This is a genomic window from Tolypothrix sp. PCC 7712, from assembly GCF_025860405.1.
Lineage (GTDB): Bacteria > Cyanobacteriota > Cyanobacteriia > Cyanobacteriales > Nostocaceae > Aulosira > Aulosira diplosiphon.
This window is the reverse complement of sequence record NZ_CP063785.1, coordinates 2,798,044-2,817,626: the sequence shown is the minus strand read 5'-3', so window position 1 is coordinate 2,817,626 and position 19,583 is coordinate 2,798,044. Positions and strand designations below refer to the sequence as shown.

The 19,583-nt window shown below is 38.8% G+C and carries 14 protein-coding genes; 7 read left to right on the top strand and 7 right to left on the bottom strand.

The window, feature by feature from the left end:
- Positions 1-37 precede the first annotated feature (37 nt).
- The 4 genes from HGR01_RS11535 to HGR01_RS11520 all read right to left on the bottom strand — a co-directional run bounded on the left by HGR01_RS11535 (position 38) and on the right by HGR01_RS11520 (position 3,585).
- Positions 38-469, bottom strand: a complete 432-nt coding sequence (locus tag HGR01_RS11535; protein WP_045871420.1) for a hypothetical protein — start codon at positions 467-469, stop codon at positions 38-40.
- Between the two features lie 138 nt (positions 470-607).
- Positions 608-1,570, bottom strand: coding sequence for an N-acetylglucosamine kinase (locus HGR01_RS11530; protein ID WP_045871419.1), 963 nt, complete (start codon positions 1,568-1,570; stop codon positions 608-610).
- Positions 1,571-1,854: 284 nt separating this feature from the next.
- Positions 1,855-3,117 carry an MFS transporter gene (locus tag HGR01_RS11525; protein WP_071989424.1) on the bottom strand — a complete coding sequence of 421 codons (1,263 nt, stop codon included), beginning with the start codon at positions 3,115-3,117 and terminating at the stop codon, positions 1,855-1,857.
- Between the two features lie 42 nt (positions 3,118-3,159).
- Entirely contained in the window at positions 3,160-3,585 is a 426-nt protein-coding gene (locus HGR01_RS11520) for a GxxExxY protein (RefSeq protein WP_045871418.1), read from the bottom strand.
- Positions 3,586-3,647: 62 nt separating this feature from the next.
- On the opposite strand from HGR01_RS11520, the gene HGR01_RS11515 reads away from it, so the two are divergent.
- Together HGR01_RS11515 and HGR01_RS11510 are read left to right on the top strand one after the other, a co-directional pair.
- The gene (locus HGR01_RS11515; protein WP_045871417.1) at positions 3,648-6,656 is read left to right on the top strand and encodes a valine--tRNA ligase; all 3,009 of its coding nucleotides are present in this window, start codon (positions 3,648-3,650) and stop codon (positions 6,654-6,656) included.
- A gap of 130 nt (positions 6,657-6,786) precedes the next feature.
- Positions 6,787-7,230, top strand: a complete 444-nt coding sequence (locus HGR01_RS11510; protein ID WP_045871416.1) for a hypothetical protein — start codon at positions 6,787-6,789, stop codon at positions 7,228-7,230.
- 317 nt (positions 7,231-7,547) lie between these two features.
- Here HGR01_RS11510 and HGR01_RS11505 read toward each other — a convergent pair whose 3' ends face one another.
- A complete protein-coding gene (locus tag HGR01_RS11505; protein WP_045871415.1) occupies positions 7,548-9,446 on the bottom strand; it encodes an iron uptake porin in 1,899 nt (632 codons plus the stop codon).
- A gap of 548 nt (positions 9,447-9,994) precedes the next feature.
- On the opposite strand from HGR01_RS11505, the gene HGR01_RS11500 reads away from it, so the two are divergent.
- The 4 genes from HGR01_RS11500 to HGR01_RS11485 all read left to right on the top strand — a co-directional run bounded on the left by HGR01_RS11500 (position 9,995) and on the right by HGR01_RS11485 (position 15,684).
- Positions 9,995-10,549, top strand: coding sequence for a 1,2-dihydroxy-3-keto-5-methylthiopentene dioxygenase (locus HGR01_RS11500; RefSeq protein ID WP_045871414.1), 555 nt, complete (start codon positions 9,995-9,997; stop codon positions 10,547-10,549).
- 176 nt (positions 10,550-10,725) lie between these two features.
- Positions 10,726-11,838: a DNA polymerase beta superfamily protein gene (locus HGR01_RS11495; protein WP_045871413.1), complete on the top strand. Its 1,113-nt coding sequence runs from the start codon at positions 10,726-10,728 to the stop codon at positions 11,836-11,838.
- A 561-nt stretch (positions 11,839-12,399) separates the two neighbouring features.
- Positions 12,400-13,869, top strand: coding sequence for a pentapeptide repeat-containing protein (locus HGR01_RS11490; protein ID WP_045871412.1), 1,470 nt, complete (start codon positions 12,400-12,402; stop codon positions 13,867-13,869).
- A 450-nt stretch (positions 13,870-14,319) separates the two neighbouring features.
- Entirely contained in the window at positions 14,320-15,684 is a 1,365-nt protein-coding gene (locus HGR01_RS11485; protein ID WP_228045573.1) for a pentapeptide repeat-containing protein, read from the top strand.
- Positions 15,685-15,729: 45 nt separating this feature from the next.
- Here the strand turns inward: HGR01_RS11485 and HGR01_RS11480 are convergent, their stop codons facing one another.
- Positions 15,730-15,987 carry a hypothetical protein gene (locus HGR01_RS11480; protein WP_052335241.1) on the bottom strand — a complete coding sequence of 86 codons (258 nt, stop codon included), beginning with the start codon at positions 15,985-15,987 and terminating at the stop codon, positions 15,730-15,732.
- A gap of 710 nt (positions 15,988-16,697) precedes the next feature.
- Here HGR01_RS11480 and HGR01_RS11475 point away from each other — a divergent pair.
- Positions 16,698-18,230 (top strand): GUN4 domain-containing protein, encoded by a 1,533-nt coding sequence (locus HGR01_RS11475; protein WP_045871410.1) that lies wholly within the window; start codon positions 16,698-16,700, stop codon positions 18,228-18,230.
- A 118-nt stretch (positions 18,231-18,348) separates the two neighbouring features.
- On the opposite strand, the gene HGR01_RS11470 is transcribed toward HGR01_RS11475, so the two are convergent.
- On the bottom strand, positions 18,349-18,870 hold the full coding sequence (locus tag HGR01_RS11470) for a hypothetical protein (protein WP_045871409.1): 522 nt from the start codon (positions 18,868-18,870) through the stop codon (positions 18,349-18,351).
- Positions 18,871-19,583 lie beyond the last annotated feature (713 nt).

Here is a 19,583-nt window from a genome sequence, read left to right as displayed (position 1 = left end):
CAAATCCACCTTCATACAATATTTTATAAAATATAATTTACGGAATTTTGGCAATATTTTTTTGAATAGTTAACTTATCTAGAATGCCATTTATTTTAAATAATAATTCAGATGCATGAAAAGTAATTTCTAACCCTTTTTCATTCATAGATACATATAATAATGAAAAATTATCTATATACTTTTTCATGCTAAATGTATTAGGAGATACCAATAAATCAATATTTACTTCTTTCAGACCTTCTCCATTTATGTAATAAAAATTATCATTAGCTAAATTTTTATTTAGATTTTGATAGAGACGTTCACATAAAAATATGAATGGCTTTTGTACATAATCTATAAAATCTTTATATTCTTCTGAGGTTTTGAGTTCATTAGAATTTCTACGATGTATTTTCTTATAGCTTTCAATTACTTGAAAAGTATTACTAGGAAAAATAGTTTTTATATTTTTAGTAAATTCCATAGTTTTTATGTATTTAGAGTAATAGTTTTACAAGTATGAATGAAGCTAACACTTTTAGCGTAACTGGCTCAAATGGTCAGTCACTATAGTAAAAACTCGTAAATATATAAAGGCTTATTGTTTTAGCTCAAATCTCTATTACCTACTTAACTTCCGCAACGCCAATAAACCAGCACCATAAGCAGGCTCATGCTTCGGAAAAATTACTTTTACTTTGGGAAACTGCTGCACAAGAGATGTGGTAAACTTTTCATGCATCTTCGATTTACCTTGCCATACACTTCCTGTAGTGACTACTTCTAAAATTGGGCGATCGCTAAAAATTTGCTCAATTACTGTGGAAGTAGCTTTAACAAAATATTGCACCGCATCCTCAATAATTTGATTTGCTACTTTATCGCCTAAAGCTGCTGCTAAATCCACAATTTCTGCTAAAGCTGCTATTTCTGTAACTCCCCATCCCCGCCGATAGATTAATTCTACTAAAGCTTCTAAATGAGGCAATTCTAAATACGCTTTAAAAATATCTACCAAACTCGTTGGCATTCCACTGCCATCATAAGCTTTTAATGCTGCCTGTAAACCTGCGATCGCAATTTTATAAGCGCTACCTTCATCACCTAGAAGATATCCCCAACCACCAACGCGCTTGGTAATTCCCTGATGATTACATCCAAAAACTATGGAACCTGTACCTGCGGCTGCAACAATACCTACATTGTTACCAATTCCTCCTACCAAAGCAATTAAAGCATCATGACAAATTACAATATTAGATGCAGATAATGCCCAGTTAATTGGCAATAATTCACTATTTTGTAATGCTGGTACCAAACTTTTTACTAATTCAATATCCTCTGCGCGTCCTACACCTGCTAAACCTAAACAAATTGCTGTAATTTTAATTGGTTTGGCAATATTTACGGCTTGCTCTGTCGCCGCCATAATTGCAAATTCAATAGATTGTCGTGCTGCATCTACACCTATACTTTGATAATTTGATGCTCCTGCTTTTCCTCGGCTGATAACTTGGCGTGTTTCGTCCATTAATACGCAAACAGTCTTACTACCGCCGCCATCAATCCCTAAAACATAATTCATGGATAAATTCAAAACTCGCTATTTTATACATTAATATATGTAGGGATTAATACCAATTTGTAATTCGTAATTCGTAATTAAGAAAATCAGTTAAGGTGTGTTTCAGGGTTTGAATGTGTTGGTGAAGTTTAGAGAAGTGATATAACAGGTTATCAAATATGAAGTTTCTCATCATGCAAAAAATAATAGTGGATGAAGATGCACTCAAAATAAATATAAAAATATGAAATCTTACTGCATCTAACCCGCCAAAAATAATTTGAGAATTTATTTTTTACTACTTCTTAACTTGTCGGAGGCTTCACTGGTTCTGTCAATGGAATGAAGAATATAGACAACATCCCTGGAATAGTTAGCAAACAAACCAATACAAAAAATAATGGATATCCTACTGCTTGTTGAATTGTGCCGCTAATTGCTCCTGGTAACATCAAACCTAAAGCCATTAGTCCAGTAGATATGGCGTAATGAGAGGTTTTATATTCACCTTGGCAAATATACATCAAATACACGCTAAAAGCAGTAAAGCCGAGTCCATAGCCAAATTGTTCTAAAGAAACTAGGGGATAAACTAATGTGAGTGATGGTTTAGCATAGGCAAGATAAACATAAAATAAATCTGGTAAATTTAAAGCTAAAGCCATTGGTAGCAGACATTTTTTCAAGCCATAGCGGGAAATAATCATTCCGCCTAAAATGCCGCCAATAATTAAAGAAAGTACACCAAAGGTTCCATAAATTAAGCCAAATTGCTCTGTGGAAACAGCTAATCCGCCCTTTTCTACTTTATCTAAAAGAAATAATGAAGCTACCTTCAACAGCATGGCTTCACCTAATCGATAGAGCAAAATAAAAGCTAAAATCGCGCCTATTTTCTCTTGCCGGAAATAGGTTTGAATAATATCTAAAAAAGGAATTTTTTCGCTTTGGGCTTGTGTTTGTCGAGAAGTATCTGATTCCGGTAACGGTAAAATGAAGCGATGAAAAATAAACAGAATAGCAAAAATAACGGCGGAAAATCCTAGGGATATAGTCCAACTTAAAGGAATATTGTTGAGTGTGGTTTCTAATCTTCCAGCTAATACCACTAATAATCCGCTACCAAATAATACAGCGATACGATAGAAGAGCGAGCGAATACCAACGAAGAAAGCTTGTTGTTCGGGATTTAATGCCAACATATAAAAGCCATCGGTGGCGATATCATAAGTGGCAGAAATAAATGCTCCAACTGTTAAGGCTGCTAGGGAGATAAAAAAGAAGTTTGGGAGTTGTAAAGATAAAGCTACTAAACTCAAGCAACAGAACATGGCAAATTGGGTGACTAATATCCATGTTCTTTTTGTGGCGTAAATATCTACAACTGGCCCCCAAAACATTTTAATCACCCAGGGGAGGTAGAGAAAACTCGTCCAAGCGGTGATTTGGTCGTTGTCGATTCCGAGTTTTTTGTAAAAGATGACGGAAACGCTGCTGATAATGACGTTGGGGACACCCTCAGCGAAGTAGAGGGTGGGGATATATGTCCAGGGGGAAGGGGTTTTCATAGAATTAACGAACCGCAGAGACGCGGAGGACACAGAGAGGAGTTAAGAAGATAGGATAATGCGTTTGATGCCTTTTGTAAGGAGAGGAACGTTAAAGTTTATTAGGAGAGCGAGGGGATAGTTAGTAATCTTCAGGTATGAGAGTACTTGTGCTTCATGGATTGGGGCTAGATTCTGTACAGCTTTCAATTCCAAAATTAGACAGTTAGCAACCAAAAAATCCAATCTTCCTTTACCAACTTCATATCCTTTGTAATTGACTGTTACCCACTTCTCGCATTCATGAGGTATCCCACGGCTCAAAAATTCTACCATCAATGCTTCCTGATACACCTCCTCTAAAAACCCTGGCCCCAATACTCGATGTACCTCAATCGCCGCCCCAATTACTTCACCAGTCAGCCAATTCATCCTTTTCCCTAACTCTCTTCCCTCTGTGTTCTCTGCGCCTCTGCGGTTTATCTCCATCAATCCCTCTCCAACCCTGTGGCAAAATTTATTAGAGTCCTTCCAAACTTAGTTTTCCCCGCATGACCGCAACTATACCTAATCTCCCTAGTCTCTACGAACCATTCTCCACAGAAGCCAAGTGGCAAAAATTCTGGGAAGAAAACCAAGTTTATAAAGCCGACCCTAATCATGGCGGCGAACCTTACTGTGTTGTCATCCCACCACCAAATGTCACTGGTAGTTTGCACATGGGTCACGCCTTTGAAAGCGCGTTGATTGATGTGCTAGTGCGCTACCACCGGATGCGGGGGCGTAATACTCTGTGGCTACCCGGAACCGACCACGCCAGTATTGCTGTACACACTATGCTAGAAAAGCAACTCAAGAAAGAGGGTAAAACTCGCTATGAGTTGGGGCGTGAACAATTCCTAGAACGCGCTAAACAGTGGAAAGCGGAATCTGGCGGCTTTATTGTGAATCAGCTACGCCGCCTGGGTGTTTCGGTGGACTGGACGCGGGAAAGATTTACCCTAGATGAGGGTTTATCACAAGCTGTTATCGAAGCGTTTACTCGCCTGTATGGGTCAGGCTTAATTTATCGCGGTGAGTATTTAGTTAACTGGTGTCCTGCTACTCAGTCGGCGGTGTCTGATGTAGAAGTAGAAAACCAAGAGGTGAATGGTAACCTTTGGCACTTCCGCTATCCCCTCAGCGATGGTTCTGGTTATGTGGAAGTAGCAACAACCCGCCCAGAAACCATGCTGGGTGATACAGGAGTGGCTGTTAACCCCAGTGATGAGAGATACAAGCACTTAATTGGTAAGACAATCACTCTGCCAATTATGCAGCGAGAAATCCCGATTATTGGTGATGAATTTGTAGACCCAACTTTCGGTACTGGTTGCGTGAAGGTGACTCCCGCCCATGACCCCAATGATTTTGAAATGGGTAAGCGTCACAATCTGCCGTTTATTAACATCCTCAATAAAGATGGTACTCTCAACGCTAATGCTGGGGAATTTCAAGGACAAGACCGCTTTGTAGCCAGAAAGAATGTGGTTGCGCGTCTTGAGGCAGATGGCTTTTTAGTCAAAGTTGAAGATTATAAGCATACCGTTCCTTATAGCGATCGCGGCAAAGTTCCCATTGAACCCCTGTTATCTACTCAGTGGTTTGTCAAAATTCGCCCCTTAGCTGACCGGGCGCTAGAATTTCTCGATCAGCAAAATTCGCCGGAGTTTGTCCCCCAACGCTGGACTAAGGTTTATCGTGATTGGCTAGTTAAACTCAAAGATTGGTGTATCTCTCGTCAATTATGGTGGGGTCACCAAATTCCCGCTTGGTATGCTGTTAGTGAAACAAACGGACAAATCGCTGATAATACCCCCTTTGTAGTTGCTAAATCAGCAGAGGAAGCTTGGGAGAAAGCCAAATCACAATTTGGTGAAAACGTCCAGCTTGAGCAAGATCCAGATGTGTTAGATACTTGGTTTTCTTCAGGATTATGGCCGTTTTCCACTTTAGGCTGGCCGCAAGAAACTCAGGATTTAGCAACTTACTACCCCACGACTACCTTAGTCACAGGCTTTGACATTATCTTTTTCTGGGTAGCCAGAATGACGATGATGGCTGGTCATTTCACTGGAAAAATGCCATTTAATGACGTTTACATCCACGGCTTAGTGCTGGATGAAAAAGGTCAAAAGATGTCAAAGACCAAAGGTAATGGTATTGACCCGCTATTATTAATCGATAAATATGGCACTGATGCCCTGCGTTATACCCTAGTTAAGGAAGTGGTAGGCGCAGGCCAAGATATTCGCTTGGAATATGACCGCAAAAAGGATGAGTCGCCATCGGTAGAAGCTTCCCGCAACTTTGCTAATAAGTTGTGGAACGCCGCCCGGTTTGTGATGATGAATCTTGATGGACAAACGCCGCAACAATTAGGTCAACCACTCCCCATAGAATTAAGCGATCGCTGGATTCTTTCGCGCTACCATCAAGTTATTAAACAGACTATTAATTACATCGATAATTATGGTTTAGGTGAAGCAGCCAAAGGATTATATGAATTTATTTGGGGTGACTTCTGTGACTGGTATATTGAACTGGTGAAGTCTCGTCTCCAACAAAATGCTGATCCAGCATCGCGGCGAGTAGCACAACAAATTCTGGCTCATATCCTAGAAGGGATTTTAAAATTGCTTCATCCTTTTATGCCCCATATTACGGAGGAGATTTGGCAAACTCTCACTCAACAACCAGCAGATTCTCGACAAACTTTATCTTTACAACCCTATCCCCAACCGGATAGTAACCTGATTAATCCCGAGATTGAGACAGAATTTGAACTGTTAATTGAGACTATCCGCACTATTAGGAATTTACGTGCCGAGGCGGATATTAAACCTGGGGCAAAAGTGACGGCTAATTTGCAAAGTGAAAACGCCAGAGAACGGCAAATTATTAACTCTGGACAAGTTTACATTAAAGATTTGGCCAAGGTTGAGACTTTAACTATTAATGACAAGGAAAATAAACAAGCAGTTGTAGAAAAAACACCTTTAAAAGGTTTAAAAACTATCGGCTTGATTATTGTGACAATTGTCTTTATTAGGTTGGCTTATTCTGTTGGTTATGCAATTGATCGAGTTCCTTTATTTGGAAATTTCTTTGAAATAGTTGGTTTTGTTTACTCAACTTGGTTTATTAGTCGCTATTTATTGATAGCTGAGGCGAGACAAAAGTTCTGGGAGAAGTTTTTCCCACCAGCCACAGACAATCAGCATTCACTAGCAACAGAATCGCAGCCAGAAGCATCAGAAAACGCTATTGCTGGCGTTGTGGGGACAGTACAAGTAGTCATTCCGCTCAAGGGTGTGGTAGATATTGAGGTGCTACGAGCCAAGCTAGAGAAAAGCCTCAACAAAGTAGAAGCAGAAGCGCAATCTCTCAAAGGAAGGTTAAGTAACGCTAAATTTGTTGATAAAGCACCCAAAGATGTAGTACAAGGTGCACGAGATGCTTTAGCGGAGGCTGAGAAACAAGGGGAAATTTTACGAGAGCGCCTGCGTGGTTTAGCATAACTGCAATGAAGTAATGGGTAATTTTTTTCAACTTACCCATTACTATTGAAACAACCCCAGAACATCAAAAATCAAAAATCAAAAATCAAAAATTAATTTTGAGTTTTTGAATTGGAGCCAAGCGACAGTCATGCGATATCTAGCCCAGGTAAATAAAAACGAATTTTTAGAACAGTATCAGTTGCGCTTATTGGCCCGTCAAGAAGCCGAAAATCTATGGGCACTTATCCCTGAAGAGGCGGTGATTCTTTTAGGAAAGGGAAACGCTATGAGCGAGAAATTGCTGGTGTTAGTAGAACTTTCATCTACAGGCGATATTGAAAGATTAGAAGATGCCACCAGTTGGGTACTCTATTTGATACAGGCTTACCTTTCTACTGGCGTGACTCCAGATTTTTTACAACAGGAAACAGAACGCGCAGAACATTGGCGACAAGCATTAACCTTGCAAAATCAAGATTTAGCCCGTCGTTCGTTAGAATTGGAAGCCCGCCGTGAACAAATTCAAGCTTTAGAAGAAAGCATTAAAAAAGAAAGGAATGGCTTTCATAAAGAAGAGCAGGGTGATTCCTAGATTACCTAGATTAATCACAAGCGTGAAAGAGCGATTGCAACTTAATTAAAGTGCGATTTGTGAAATATCTCTTAACTGGCTACTACACATTTAAGCAGAACTTAACCAATAAATAAATACTTCACAAAGTTTCAACAAATGTAGTTTGATGGTTTTAGGAAAATCAAAAAAATCAATTATCCAATTTCACCATATCAAAAGCACTTTCACCTTATCTCTGCTCCTCCACCATCAAAATTGATGGGAGATTTTTTATTTAAAATTCCCCTAAAAGAAACCTGTTAAAAACCTCTACTTGTCAGCCACTCCGCTTGTCTTTAAAACGTAAAAGTAGTACGCAGTACACCTACAGTTGTCGTTTCATTTCTACTGTTACCCTCTGGATTAAATAAAACAAACGCACCAGGGGTAATACTAATATTGTCACTAACTTTAAACCGATAATACGCTTCTAAATGGTAAGGCGTAGCTCGATTTTCGCCTGCTGGGGTAAGTACAGCAGCACCACTAGCATCAGCACGAAAAAGTGGCTGACCAAAAATAATACCCGCAGTATTTCCAGCATTGAATAAATCTTTAAAATGAACCCCCACCATCCAGCTGGTAAAAGTAGTAGCAGCATTGACACTATTAGATGAATCATCAACAAATAGTGCTGCCCCATAGGCAGAGAAGGCTATTTTGGGAGAAAATTGCCATGTTACTGTACCACCCACAGAGTTGAGCGTGACTGGTGTCCCCGCCCCCACACCAGCTAAAGCGCCAATATCACCACTAATTAATCCGGTACCTAAGATATTGATTTCGTGATAGCTGTGAGAGTAGTTTAAGCCAATGTCTAGACTACGGCTAGGCTTGAAAGTTAACTGTGCAGCTATGACATTACTACCACTAAACAAACCAGACCCTAAAGGTGTAGTAGAAACTCCTGGGAGCACTTCAGCAGCAGATTTTGCAGGTAAGTTGGCGTTGACGCTACCATATAAAGCTCTGAAATCCAGATTGGGAGAAATATTAAAAATAAATCCCGCCGCCGATGCTAAACCAGAACCCGAAGTTCCACCAGAGACACGTAACACCGGATTCAGGCTAGCAAACCGAGAAATTGATTCTTGTCCCTCACCATAAAAAGGTGTAATGGTGGGAAAAGCATCAGATGTTTCCGCCGCAGTTCCTGCAAATAAAGTTAATTTATCGCTGACGGGAAAGATATACAGCAATTTATAAAGCTGTAAACTGTTCGCACTAACACTCGACAAGTCCTTAACGTTCAGCCCAGGAAACTGCGGTTCAAAACTAGTACGCGCACTACTAGAACTCAATATCGGTGAAGCTAACCCCAAGCTGTTTTGCAAACTACCTTCACCAGTAGCTCCACCTAAAAAATTATGCGCTTGCAACCCTGTAATTAATAAATCTTTACCTGTAAAACTAGTGGTCAGATTTAACCGCACCCTATTGACTAACATGATATTCGGGTCACTCCTACCAGGAGCGCCACCGCTAGCTCCCACAGCCGCGATAATGGCCTCACCATTGAGTTTGGTGGTAGTAGAAAACTGATTGGCTTCCAGTTCTGTTGTGCGCGCTTCTAAAGCATCAACTCGACCCCGCAATGTTGCCAATTCCGCAGAAAATTCCTCTTGCAGCTTTTGCAAGGTGGCTAAATCTTCTTTTTTGACCAAATCAGTAGTTGCAGTAGCGATTAGTTCATTGACTCGTTCTAAACAAGCATTTAAGCCAGCTGCAAATTCATAGCGAGTCATCGCTCGATTACCGCGATAGGTGCTATTGGGATAACCTGCAATACAACCATAACGCTCAACCAAAGATTGTAGTGCTTGAAATGCCCAATCAGTTGGTTGAACATCAGAGAGTTGGGATACAGATGTTACTTGAGCAAGCGCGTTTGATGGTTGAGATGAATTTTGCGATGGTGCTGTGATTGATGGTGAAGAATTAGCAGCAGGATTATTACCTAAATCTTCATTGGTTTGTTTCTGATTAGTCCCATCAGCTACTATCAATTTACTAGCAACATTATTGGCTGAATTACTATCATGAACATCACTTTCTTGATAGCTACTACCATCCGCTTCCGGGGCTATATTTGTATTTGTGCGCTCTAAAATACTCAGCGCTTTGACGGGTAATAAACCGCAAAATACCCATAGCAGACCTGCTCCACCAGCAGAAGCTAGTAGATATCTTTTCATGATAAGCTCCCAATATATATGAAGTATGAAAAACTTAATTGCGATGTTATAATGCCATTGATAAGTAAATTTAAACTAACAAATACAGCTTGCTAAATCTAAATTTTTTAGTTCAGATATTCACTGAATTGACTTACCAACGCAGAAGTTTAATCGCAAGTATTAAATTATAGTAAATCCTATTTTCTGAAATAATTAGCAGTCAATACTATTGATAATTTCAATAATTGCTATTGATGGAATAATATTACAAAAGTGTAGTTCTGTGGTAATGCTTGGGGATTTCAATGGTTGATTCGGGTTGATACTAAACCGTTTAGCTGAGAATACGAAAATGGCAAGACTTTTCGTGTGTCACTGCTTACACCTGAAACAAGTTAAATATTACTGAGGTTCTTCAACACCAAATTATTAATGCATCCTGGTGTATATCTCTAATTGATAATGTGAGGAAATTCGGACAAACAACTCCGGTTTACCCATCGGCATAGTGGCTAATTAAGAAAAAATTAAGTATACTTTTCTTAATGGTTATGAGTGTTTCTGTTATGGCTACTCTATTGCTTGATAACGGTACAATCGAGAGTGATTTAGATGAGATAGTCCGTGAACTTTCCCCTCTGGGAATTGAGTTGAAACACTACGATCCGGGTACATCGCTGCTTTTTCCCCATTTAATCGAACAAGATACTATCACTGAGTCTGAGAAGCGCTACATTTTAGAACTTCATAATAGTGTCTTTGAGTTTCTCCAACAGGAAAATGGCTATCTCTGGTGTGATTTGCTGAATATGCATCCAGGTTCGCCGCATCTTGAGATACTAATTGCAACTTACAACCGTTATCACACCCATACTGCTACTGAACCCATCTATGTTTTGGCTGGAGAGATGATTTTTGGTTTTGTCAAACCTGATGGGAACCAGATACAGCTTTTAATTGAGTCTCAAGATTATCTGGTGATTCCGGCTGGTGTTGAGCATTGGTGTAGCCCGAATGCTGCTTTGAATTTTAAAGCAATACGCTATTTTACAACCGCAGAAGGTTGGTTACCTACTTACACAGGTACTCAGTTAAGCGATTCGATGAACAAGCCGCGCTAATTATTCGTTACAAATTTAACTGACTTTCAGTAAGTAGATGCGATTAAACTGAACTATGCAAGGTTTTGAAGGGAAAAGGGAAAAGGTTAAAGAGCAATAGGAAAAACCTTTACCCTTTCCCCCTTTCCCTTTACCCTGCTTAAGATAGTGATGTTGAGTCGCTGCGATCGCTTGTAATGAAAAGAATAGTAGTTGAACAAAGAAGCATTCTGATTGGCTTGGCGGGTAGCCACGGCTATGGATTGAATCGTCCTGATTCTGACTTTGATTATCGGGGTATATTTATCGCCCCTAAAAGGTATTATCTGGGATTTGATCGCATAGAACAAAAAGAAAATGGTTGGGATGAACCAGGAATATTTTCTTTTTTGGATAATAATAAAGATACTGTGATTTACGAATTACGTAAAATCCTACAGTTATTAGCTGGAGCTAATCCCAATGTTTTAGAATTGCTGTGGTTAGGTAACTATCCTGTACTAACTCCAGTTGGCGAACATTTAATTAAACACAAACAACTATTTTTATCTAAAAAAGTAAAACATACATATTCTGGTTACGCTTTTGCCCAAATTAAAAAGATGGAAACTCATCGCAAGTGGTTATTAAATCCGCCACAAAAGAAACCACTACCATCTGATTTTGGCATAGAAGACGAATTACCTTTAGTTAAAGATGATTTAAATGCTTTTTTGGAATATCTCTATTTATTAATTCGAGGCAGAATTGAATTTTTAGAAGAAGCTGAACAGTTATACCAACTGTTGACAGCAGATATTGATTTTAAAGGAATGCTCAAACAGTATACTTTACCCGATGAAACTCTAGAATATACTCAAAAGCTAACCAATAGCCGTAAAGATTTTATTCGCTTGCTGCAAAAAAGCCAAAATTATCAAATTGCTTTACGAGAATGGAAAGCCTACTTGTCATGGCAAGAAAATAGAAATCCCATTAGAGCCGAAATGGAAAGAAAGTCTGGTTTCGACTTGAAGCATGGTATGCACTGCATTAGATTGCTACGCAGTGGCTTAGAAATTTTACAGCAAGGAGAAATAATTGTAGATAGAAGGATAGCGGGTGATGTTGATGATTTAAAAGCTATTCTTCACGGAGATTATTCTTATGAGCAGGTGATGAAAATGGCAGAGGAATTAGTAGCAAAAATGGAAACTGCTTATACTCAATCAACACTGCGTCACAAACCTGATTTGGAAAGAATTAATGAATTATGTATGGAATTAGTAGAAATGCAAGGATGGGGTGAAGAGTCAGAAACTTGCAACTAAAATATACTATCTCTTGTTTGGCAGAGAGGCAGGGTGCAGGGTGTAGGGGGGAATATATCGTTCATGTATGATGCGTTAGCGATAGCGTAACGCATCCATACCAAAGCTAAATAGGATAATTTGTTTTGTGGAAATAGCTTCTACCAAATCAAATAATTTTTGCAACAGGTAAATGCTTTGTGGGGGCACGGCACCAGTAAGATAATTGAATATACCAAAATATTTTGGATGCCGTGCCCCTACTGGTCTTTCCGTTGTTTAAAAATGGTATTAATAGATTTTAGGTTTTGGATTTTGAATTATTTAATTGGAAATTAATTCACCTATTTTTTAGGCATAATATTTCACATAAGTTAGGTAGAGATTATTACCAAGTACAACAATATTTTGACCTACCTGTGTAACTTATGTACTTAAAAATGCTGTATTCGCGTAGCCTTAAGTTGCCCCAAACTTCATTTATCGATGAAAAACTACGCTTTTACAAGTATACTGTAGTTAAATGTTATATTATCCTCGGACTATAAGTAATAATCCAGAGTAGTGAGGAATATTTCTGCGATGTCTGCTAACAAGACAGGCGTAATCTTGAATTGGTTGATAGTTATAACAGTTATATTTGCTCTCTTATTGAGTTTAATTATCTTTGCATTGTCCCAAATTCGAGGATTGTCTGTTCAACAACAAATAGAATACACAATTCAAGCATTAGCTACTACTGCAATTATTTTCCTAGGATTAGGATTAATCGTTAATGCTTATTATGGCGCAAAGCGTGCCCAGGCTTTACAAAAAAGTGCGATCGCAGCCGAAAAAAGTGTTGAACTTGGCATTCAAAATGCCAAACTAAGTCAAGATAGGCTGATTGCAGAACGCTTTATGACAGCTATTGCACAGTTGGGACATCAAAAAACGGAAACTCGTACAGGTGCAATTTATGCTTTAGAAAGAGTCGCGCAGGAATTTCCCACAGAACATTGGACAATTATGGAAATCCTCACGGCTTTTATTCGCGAGAATGCTCCCATTGGTGAAGGAGAGCAATTAAGAGAAGAAGATATAGCCGTCTTAAATTATGAGCAGCAAAAGCGAGAAAATAATCGTACACAGCAATCTGTATCTAACTACTATGATGAGTCACCAAAAATTCGCACAGATATTCAAGTAGCATTGACAGTCATTGGTAGACGTAATTATTTAGAAGACAAAGTTAATCAAACACTAGATTTACGCAACACAGATGTTAGACGTGCAGACTTACTGGGAGCTAATTTAGAACGGGTAGATTTGCGGGGAGCTAATTTATCTAGTGCAGATTTGCGGGGAGCTAATTTAGCTAATGCTAATTTGAGTAGCGCAAAACTCTTAAAATCGATTCTTTATGAAGCCAATTTATTCAAAGCTAACCTTCGAGGAGCTAACCTTTCTTGGGTAAACTTGAATCGCGCTAACTTGGCTGGAGCTAATCTCCGTGGTGCTAACCTCACAGGTGCAAGTCTACGCGCAGCTAATTTGCAAGGAGCTAACCTTTATAAAGCTAACTTACAACAAGCAACTTTAAAAGTTGCTAACCTGGCTGGCGCTAAATTATTTTTAGCTAATTTGCAAGGAGCAAAACTCGGAAAAGCTAACCTGCAATTAACAGGTTTAATTGGAGCCAATCTGCATGGCGCAAATTTGAATGGAGCCAATCTTTGTGGTGCTAACCTGAATGCAGCTAAACTCCAGCAGACAGAGATATTTTTTGCCAATCTTTCAGAAGCTAGTTTAGCAGAAGCTGACCTGTATCAAGCGAACCTGATAGGAGCTAACCTTTCTAAAGCCATGCTCTATGAAGCCAATCTCCACAGCGCTAACCTGATGGGAGCTAACTTTTTAGATACCAATCTTTGTGATGTCAAACTAGAAGGCGCAATTTTGACAGGTGCAAAAAACTTAGAATTACAACAAATTACACTGGCAGTGGGCGATCGCACAACCCGCCTTCCAGATTATGTGGAAACTCCAACCCATTGGCGACAATCTGGCTAATTTAACATATCATCTATTGCTGATCTGGGTGCATCTGGCTATTTAAGTAAGTCGGTGGAAATAAACCAAACTATGTTAAGAAAGGTAAATAGGCTTGAAATCCTTACCAATGACCAATGACCAAGGACAAATGACAGCCTCAGCCAGTTATCTTTAATTTCGCCAATCTATTTAAGATTAACAACAGCAGTTTTTACTGCACCAAATTACAAAAGTTTTTAATACATTTAATCAATCAATTTAGGGGTTTTAAACTCAATATTCGGGAAGGTTTGGCTTATGCTTCCCTGTTCTCTATTACCTGTTCTCAGCCTGAATCACATCGTCAGTAAATATATAGAGATTTCTTTGATCCCCAATTAATTGACTAATTAAGTCAGTGTTTTTACTGTATTAAAAGGTAATAACAAATAATAGTATGGATAAACTAAATTCCACAAGGAGTCAAAGATGAAGACTAATGAGATGTCTTTGATCAAGACTAATGAACTCACTAGTTTGGTGCTATCTATCACACTTATATTTATTCTCTCATTAATTTTAATTCTTCTATTCTTTTTTAGTCTTCATGGTTTGCCAACTGAGGAAAAAATCACAGCAGTAACTAAGGTGATGGCAATCATTGCTATATTTGCTTGGGCAATGGCTATTACCATTAATGCTTATAATACCTCGAGGTTATCTCTGGGAATTGATCAGAGTACATTAGGACAAATACTTTCAAAAGTAATGGCGTGGGAGAAAAAAGTAGAAATGGGTATTAATTACACCCAATCAAATGTTCAAGAGTTGGATACAGAAAGATTTTATCAAGCAATTAAACATTTAGGTAATGACAAAATAGAAACTAGATTTGCTGCGATATATGAGCTAGAAAGAATTGCTCGCGATTTCCCTAAAAATCATTGGACAATTATGGAAATTCTGGCTGCTTTTATTCGCGAAAATGCTCCAGCGCGCCGAGATAGTGAAAATAATTTACCAGAAAAACTGCCTACAGATATTCAAACAGCACTTACCGTTATTGGTAGGCGGAATGCACAATACGATTTAGCTAATAAAAAACTCGATTTACGCGATATCGATATTAGTAACGCTGACTTAATGGAAGCGAATCTTTCTGGAGTCATTTTAATTGGAGCGAATTTGCAATGGGTAAACTTCATCGGAGCAAATTTATCTGGAGCTAACTTAACGGAAGCTAATCTCTGTGGTGCGGTGCTGTATGAAGCCAATTTGCATAAGGCGATACTTCCAGAAGCAAATCTCCAAGAAGCTGTACTGAGAAAAGTTGATTTAGCGAAAGCAATTCTCTATGAAGCTGATTTGCAAGGAGCAATGCTATATGATGCTAATTTGCAAGACGCAGTTCTTTATAACGCTAATTTAGAAGATGCTATTCTTTGCGACACAAATTTAGCAGGAGCAAACTTAGAAGGATGCAACCTATCAGGAGCCAACCTCATTGGTAGTAACTTGCAAGGTGCAAAATTGATTGGTGCCAACTTAGAAGCCGTACTATTAAGTACAGCAAATCTTCAAGAAGCCAACCTTTATGAGGCCAATTTAGAAGAAGCAAACTTCTATGAAGCTAATCTCAAATATGCTACCCTCACCGGAGCTAACCTGAATCAAGCAATATTTCAAAAAGCTAAGATGTTTGGTTGTGACTTAACAAAATGTGAAAATCTGGAATCACAGCAACTAGAATTAGCGTTAGGCGATCGCACAACTATTTTGCCAGAAAATTTGGAAATTCCTGCACATTGGTGTCAAAATTTAGTTGACTGTTCAGTATCTGATTCCGAAACTTGAAGTCTAAGTTAAAGACTCATACAGATACTAGCCATTGGCTGACTTTTAAAATAAGGGATTATGTTGTTCATCCCAACATTTTTGCTCACGCCATATTCTTTCGCTCTTTTCACATTGCACTTGATTATGAATATTGGGAATGAAAGTCGGATATATTGTGTTTATATTTGGATGGAATATTAATACTAAAGCAGTGGCATAACCACAACTCACAAAAATGACAGCAAATAAAATAGCTAAGATAATTCTGGGTAAATTTTGATAGTAAAATTTACCTTTTTTAATATTCTGTGGCTCATACATACTTTTTTAGATTTCTAATAGTAGTAGATGACTGGTTGATAAAAAATAATTTAGACTAATTCATCTCAAAGCCGATTTGCTGTGGCTATTGTCCCATGTATTTACTTATCAGTATGATGAAATCATCTTTATATTCATAAAGACTAAATTAATTACAGCAGATATCGAGGGATTTCTAAGTAAAAAATGTTTCATCCCTGCGAAAAGCTGCTTCTAGCTTGCATCCCCATAGGGGTAAATTATCTAAGCATAGGTGCTGAAGCACTAACTACGCAGTCAGAAAAATTATAGATATATTGCTATTTAAATGGTTATTTTTGGCAAATAGCAGCCATTTCCAATTATTTTTAGACTTTTGATACCAATTTTGGAAATCGTAGTTAATATGGATAAGATTTATGTCTCGTTGAGAGCCTATCCGTGTTTCCTACCTTGACCTGTGTTTGGTGGCTTCTCGAATAATTTATTTTTTGCTACTCCCTTAGTCCGGAAATACCTGACAAAGAGCCGTAGAAAGAGCTGTTTGTCTTGATATATGTAGCACGAAATACAAAGTATTCCTAATCTCAGCCCTAAGATTTATGGAACCTAGATTATCAATCTAGGATTTTGAATGACTGATGGGGGTTCAAGCACTCTCAGGATTTTTCCTGAAGTACGAGGTTAGGAGCAATCAAACTCTACTTGCAGTGGCAACAATATAAAGTGAGATGGTAAAAAACTGGGCGTTGGTTATTGGTATTAATCATTACGACTGCTTGCAACCCCTCAAATATGCGAAGCGGGATGCAGAGTTAATGCAGAATTTGCTCCACAATGAAGCAGGTTTCGAGCGGGTTTTCTTATTCTCGGATGACTCACCTAGTATTGGTGGTGAACTAACTCGTCCTGATCGCGCTAACTTATTACGATGCTTACAGCAGTTATTTGAGCGTCCCTTCCTTCAGCCAGAAGATAATTTCTGGTTTTTCTTTAACGGTCATGGGATGAGCTATGGTGAGCAAGATTACCTCTTAGCTGCTGATGGGAATCCAGAAGATATAGAAAATACGGGAATTTCCCTGAGTTATTTGACTGAGTGCCTCCGGAATTCTGGCTCAGATAATATTGTTTTGATGTTGGATGCTAATCACCACCAGCATCAAGGACATGGCTTAGGAATTGGGCAACAAACACAAAATTTGGCTCGGCAAACCGGGTTTATCAGTATCTTATCATGTACTGCTAATCAATCTGCTGCTGAAATCGATGCCTTGCAACAAGGTGCTTTTACCCATGCACTCCTAGAAGGTTTAGGAAGCCAGGGACAATGCGCCACTGTAAAACGGTTACACCAATATCTCAGTTTCCGAGTTCCAGAACTGTTAGCGCATTACAAGTATCCTCTGCAAACACCTGTGATCAATGCAGAACCAATTGCTAAGTCACAGCGAGTTGTTATTCAAAAATACGCAAATTTACATGATATTGCTAAAAATCAGAGAAATGGCCTGCCCATAGAAGTAAACTCTCATAGGGAATTTGTACAACTAGAAGAGTTATGGTTACGGACAAATACAGTAACTCCTAGTGTAGAAAAGCATAAAGTTAAAGACATCTCAAGAATTGCTCAATATGCAGGTAGCGGTGAGAACTTTACTTCTCATCCAGTCGTTTGCGCTTCTTCTATGCAAGTGATGTCTGACGACAAGATGCACAGTACCCACACTCAAGCGCATACATCAACGCTAACTATCTCGCAACCAGCAATTGATGACCTGGCTTCTGAACGAGGAATAGATTACCAGCGATTGTCAGAATTATTAGCAGCTGGTGATTGGAAAGCTGCAGATCGGGAAACTTTCAACCTCATGCTGAAAGTAGCGGCGCGAGAAGAAGCCGGTTGGTTAGATATTCCAGCAATCAATAAATTCCCCTATACCGACCTTTGCACAATTGACCGACTGTGGGTCAAATATAGCAAAGGTCGTTTTGGTTTTACTGTGCAAAAGCAGATTTGGGACAGTATTGGTGGTGAAGCTGATGCTGATTATCAAACATGGTGCAAATTTGGCGATCTCATCGGTTGGCGTGTCAATGATGCTTGGCTATTCTACTCTGACCTAAATTTTGTGGATGATGCACCAATAGGACATTTTCCAGCTGCGGCGACTGTTGATCTACTCACTGTCCGCCAAGGTTGGGTAGTGGGTTTATTTGGTTGTTTGGTAGGGTTTTCGGCTCTTTCTTCACGATTAGCATAGTATCAATAATGCAATAAAGGGGAAAGGGGAAAAGGAAAAAGGGGAAAAGGTTTTTAGCCTTTCCCCTTTTTCTTAGTCGGAAACGAGCAATTTTAGTTTGGCTAACAACTGTTAGTTTCTACAAAGAACGTCGCCAGCCTAATTGATTTTGAGAAGATAGTTTGATGTTGCATAAAGGCTGACTATTATTATAGTTACAAGTATAAGTTGCTAAAAGTTCTTGCTGATAATTAAAGACTCGCAGATTATAATTATCATTCCTAGCGGCAGTACCTAAACGATTTACAAAGTCGTAGCGTTCTAGATAATCTAATAAACTCCAAATTTGTTGATTCACAATTAAATCTACTCTTGCTGCTTCTTTTGGCGAAGTTGGATATGCTATCCAGTTATCTAAAAGCTTGTTTTCAGCGCTTTCTTTGGCCCACCATAATTTAGGAATGGTGATAGTTCCTTGGCTAACGGTATTCCCGGTAATTACAGGCCCTTTTGGTTCTGTTAATAAGCTTAGTTCTAATGGCGCATTAGAAGGTTGCGGTACGGTTATAGTTTCGGCTTGTAAGGGTCGAACGGGTAAAAGTGAAATAGTGGCTAGGCTAATAGTTAGTAATAGTGGGAGTGATGTGTGGCGAGGAGGCATATTTTTTTATGGATAGCTATTATTAATTTATACCAATTTGAAAAAATAATGCGACAGATTGTAGGGGCAAGGCACTGCCTTGTCCTCTAGAATATTATTGATGTGTTGCAAACATTATTTGATTTGGTATTAGATTATCAGTTAATACAATTCAGATAAGATTATTAGTGATTGATTTATTACTTGGGGAAAAGCTAGCAGACTTGGGGGATTCTCCCCCAAACCCCCGATTGGGGGACGGTTGCGTCGCCCAAACACCCTCCAAAATGATTGTTCGGTTTTTTGTTGAGTAAATAGTTTTTGATTTTGTTGTCAATTAATTTTCTTAACTAAACTGAACTTTATTGGATTATAAGTAGCCATCATGAACTGCATACACTAGAACACATGAAAAATTCATTAATCCCCCTTGCTCCCTGCTCCCTGCTCTCCTGCTTTTTAAAGTCAGGTCGGTGCAAAGAAAGATAACTAGTACAATACGGCGGAAATAAGCCACCCATTTAAAACAAGCGAATAGCTTATACTAATTTAAATAATGTTTGCGGCAGATCAATTCTTTGTAGGGGCACGGCATCCACAATCTTTTGGTATATCAAATTATCTTACTGGTGCCGTGCCCTTACCAACCCATCTGTCGCGTTCTTTTTTCAAAATGGTATTACAAAATCATCATTCTTTCTTTTTACTTTTGCTTCCTTCTCCCAAAGGAGACG

Coding starts and splice junctions, on each gene's coding strand:
- HGR01_RS11520 (WP_045871418.1), bottom strand. CDS start 3,585: ATGGAGATAAACCGCAGAGGCGCAGAGAACACAGAGGGAAGAGAGTTA.
- HGR01_RS11480 (WP_052335241.1), bottom strand. CDS start 15,987: ATGTATGAGCCACAGAATATTAAAAAAGGTAAATTTTACTATCAAAAT.
- HGR01_RS11515 (WP_045871417.1), top strand. CDS start 3,648: ATGACCGCAACTATACCTAATCTCCCTAGTCTCTACGAACCATTCTCC.
- HGR01_RS11510 (WP_045871416.1), top strand. CDS start 6,787: ATGCGATATCTAGCCCAGGTAAATAAAAACGAATTTTTAGAACAGTAT.
- HGR01_RS11530 (WP_045871419.1), bottom strand. CDS start 1,570: ATGAATTATGTTTTAGGGATTGATGGCGGCGGTAGTAAGACTGTTTGC.
- HGR01_RS11500 (WP_045871414.1), top strand. CDS start 9,995: ATGGCTACTCTATTGCTTGATAACGGTACAATCGAGAGTGATTTAGAT.
- HGR01_RS11505 (WP_045871415.1), bottom strand. CDS start 9,446: ATGAAAAGATATCTACTAGCTTCTGCTGGTGGAGCAGGTCTGCTATGG.
- HGR01_RS11475 (WP_045871410.1), top strand. CDS start 16,698: ATGGTAAAAAACTGGGCGTTGGTTATTGGTATTAATCATTACGACTGC.
- HGR01_RS11525 (WP_071989424.1), bottom strand. CDS start 3,117: ATGAAAACCCCTTCCCCCTGGACATATATCCCCACCCTCTACTTCGCT.
- HGR01_RS11490 (WP_045871412.1), top strand. CDS start 12,400: ATGTCTGCTAACAAGACAGGCGTAATCTTGAATTGGTTGATAGTTATA.
- HGR01_RS11495 (WP_045871413.1), top strand. CDS start 10,726: ATGAAAAGAATAGTAGTTGAACAAAGAAGCATTCTGATTGGCTTGGCG.
- HGR01_RS11535 (WP_045871420.1), bottom strand. CDS start 469: ATGGAATTTACTAAAAATATAAAAACTATTTTTCCTAGTAATACTTTT.
- HGR01_RS11470 (WP_045871409.1), bottom strand. CDS start 18,870: ATGCCTCCTCGCCACACATCACTCCCACTATTACTAACTATTAGCCTA.
- HGR01_RS11485 (WP_228045573.1), top strand. CDS start 14,320: ATGAAGACTAATGAGATGTCTTTGATCAAGACTAATGAACTCACTAGT.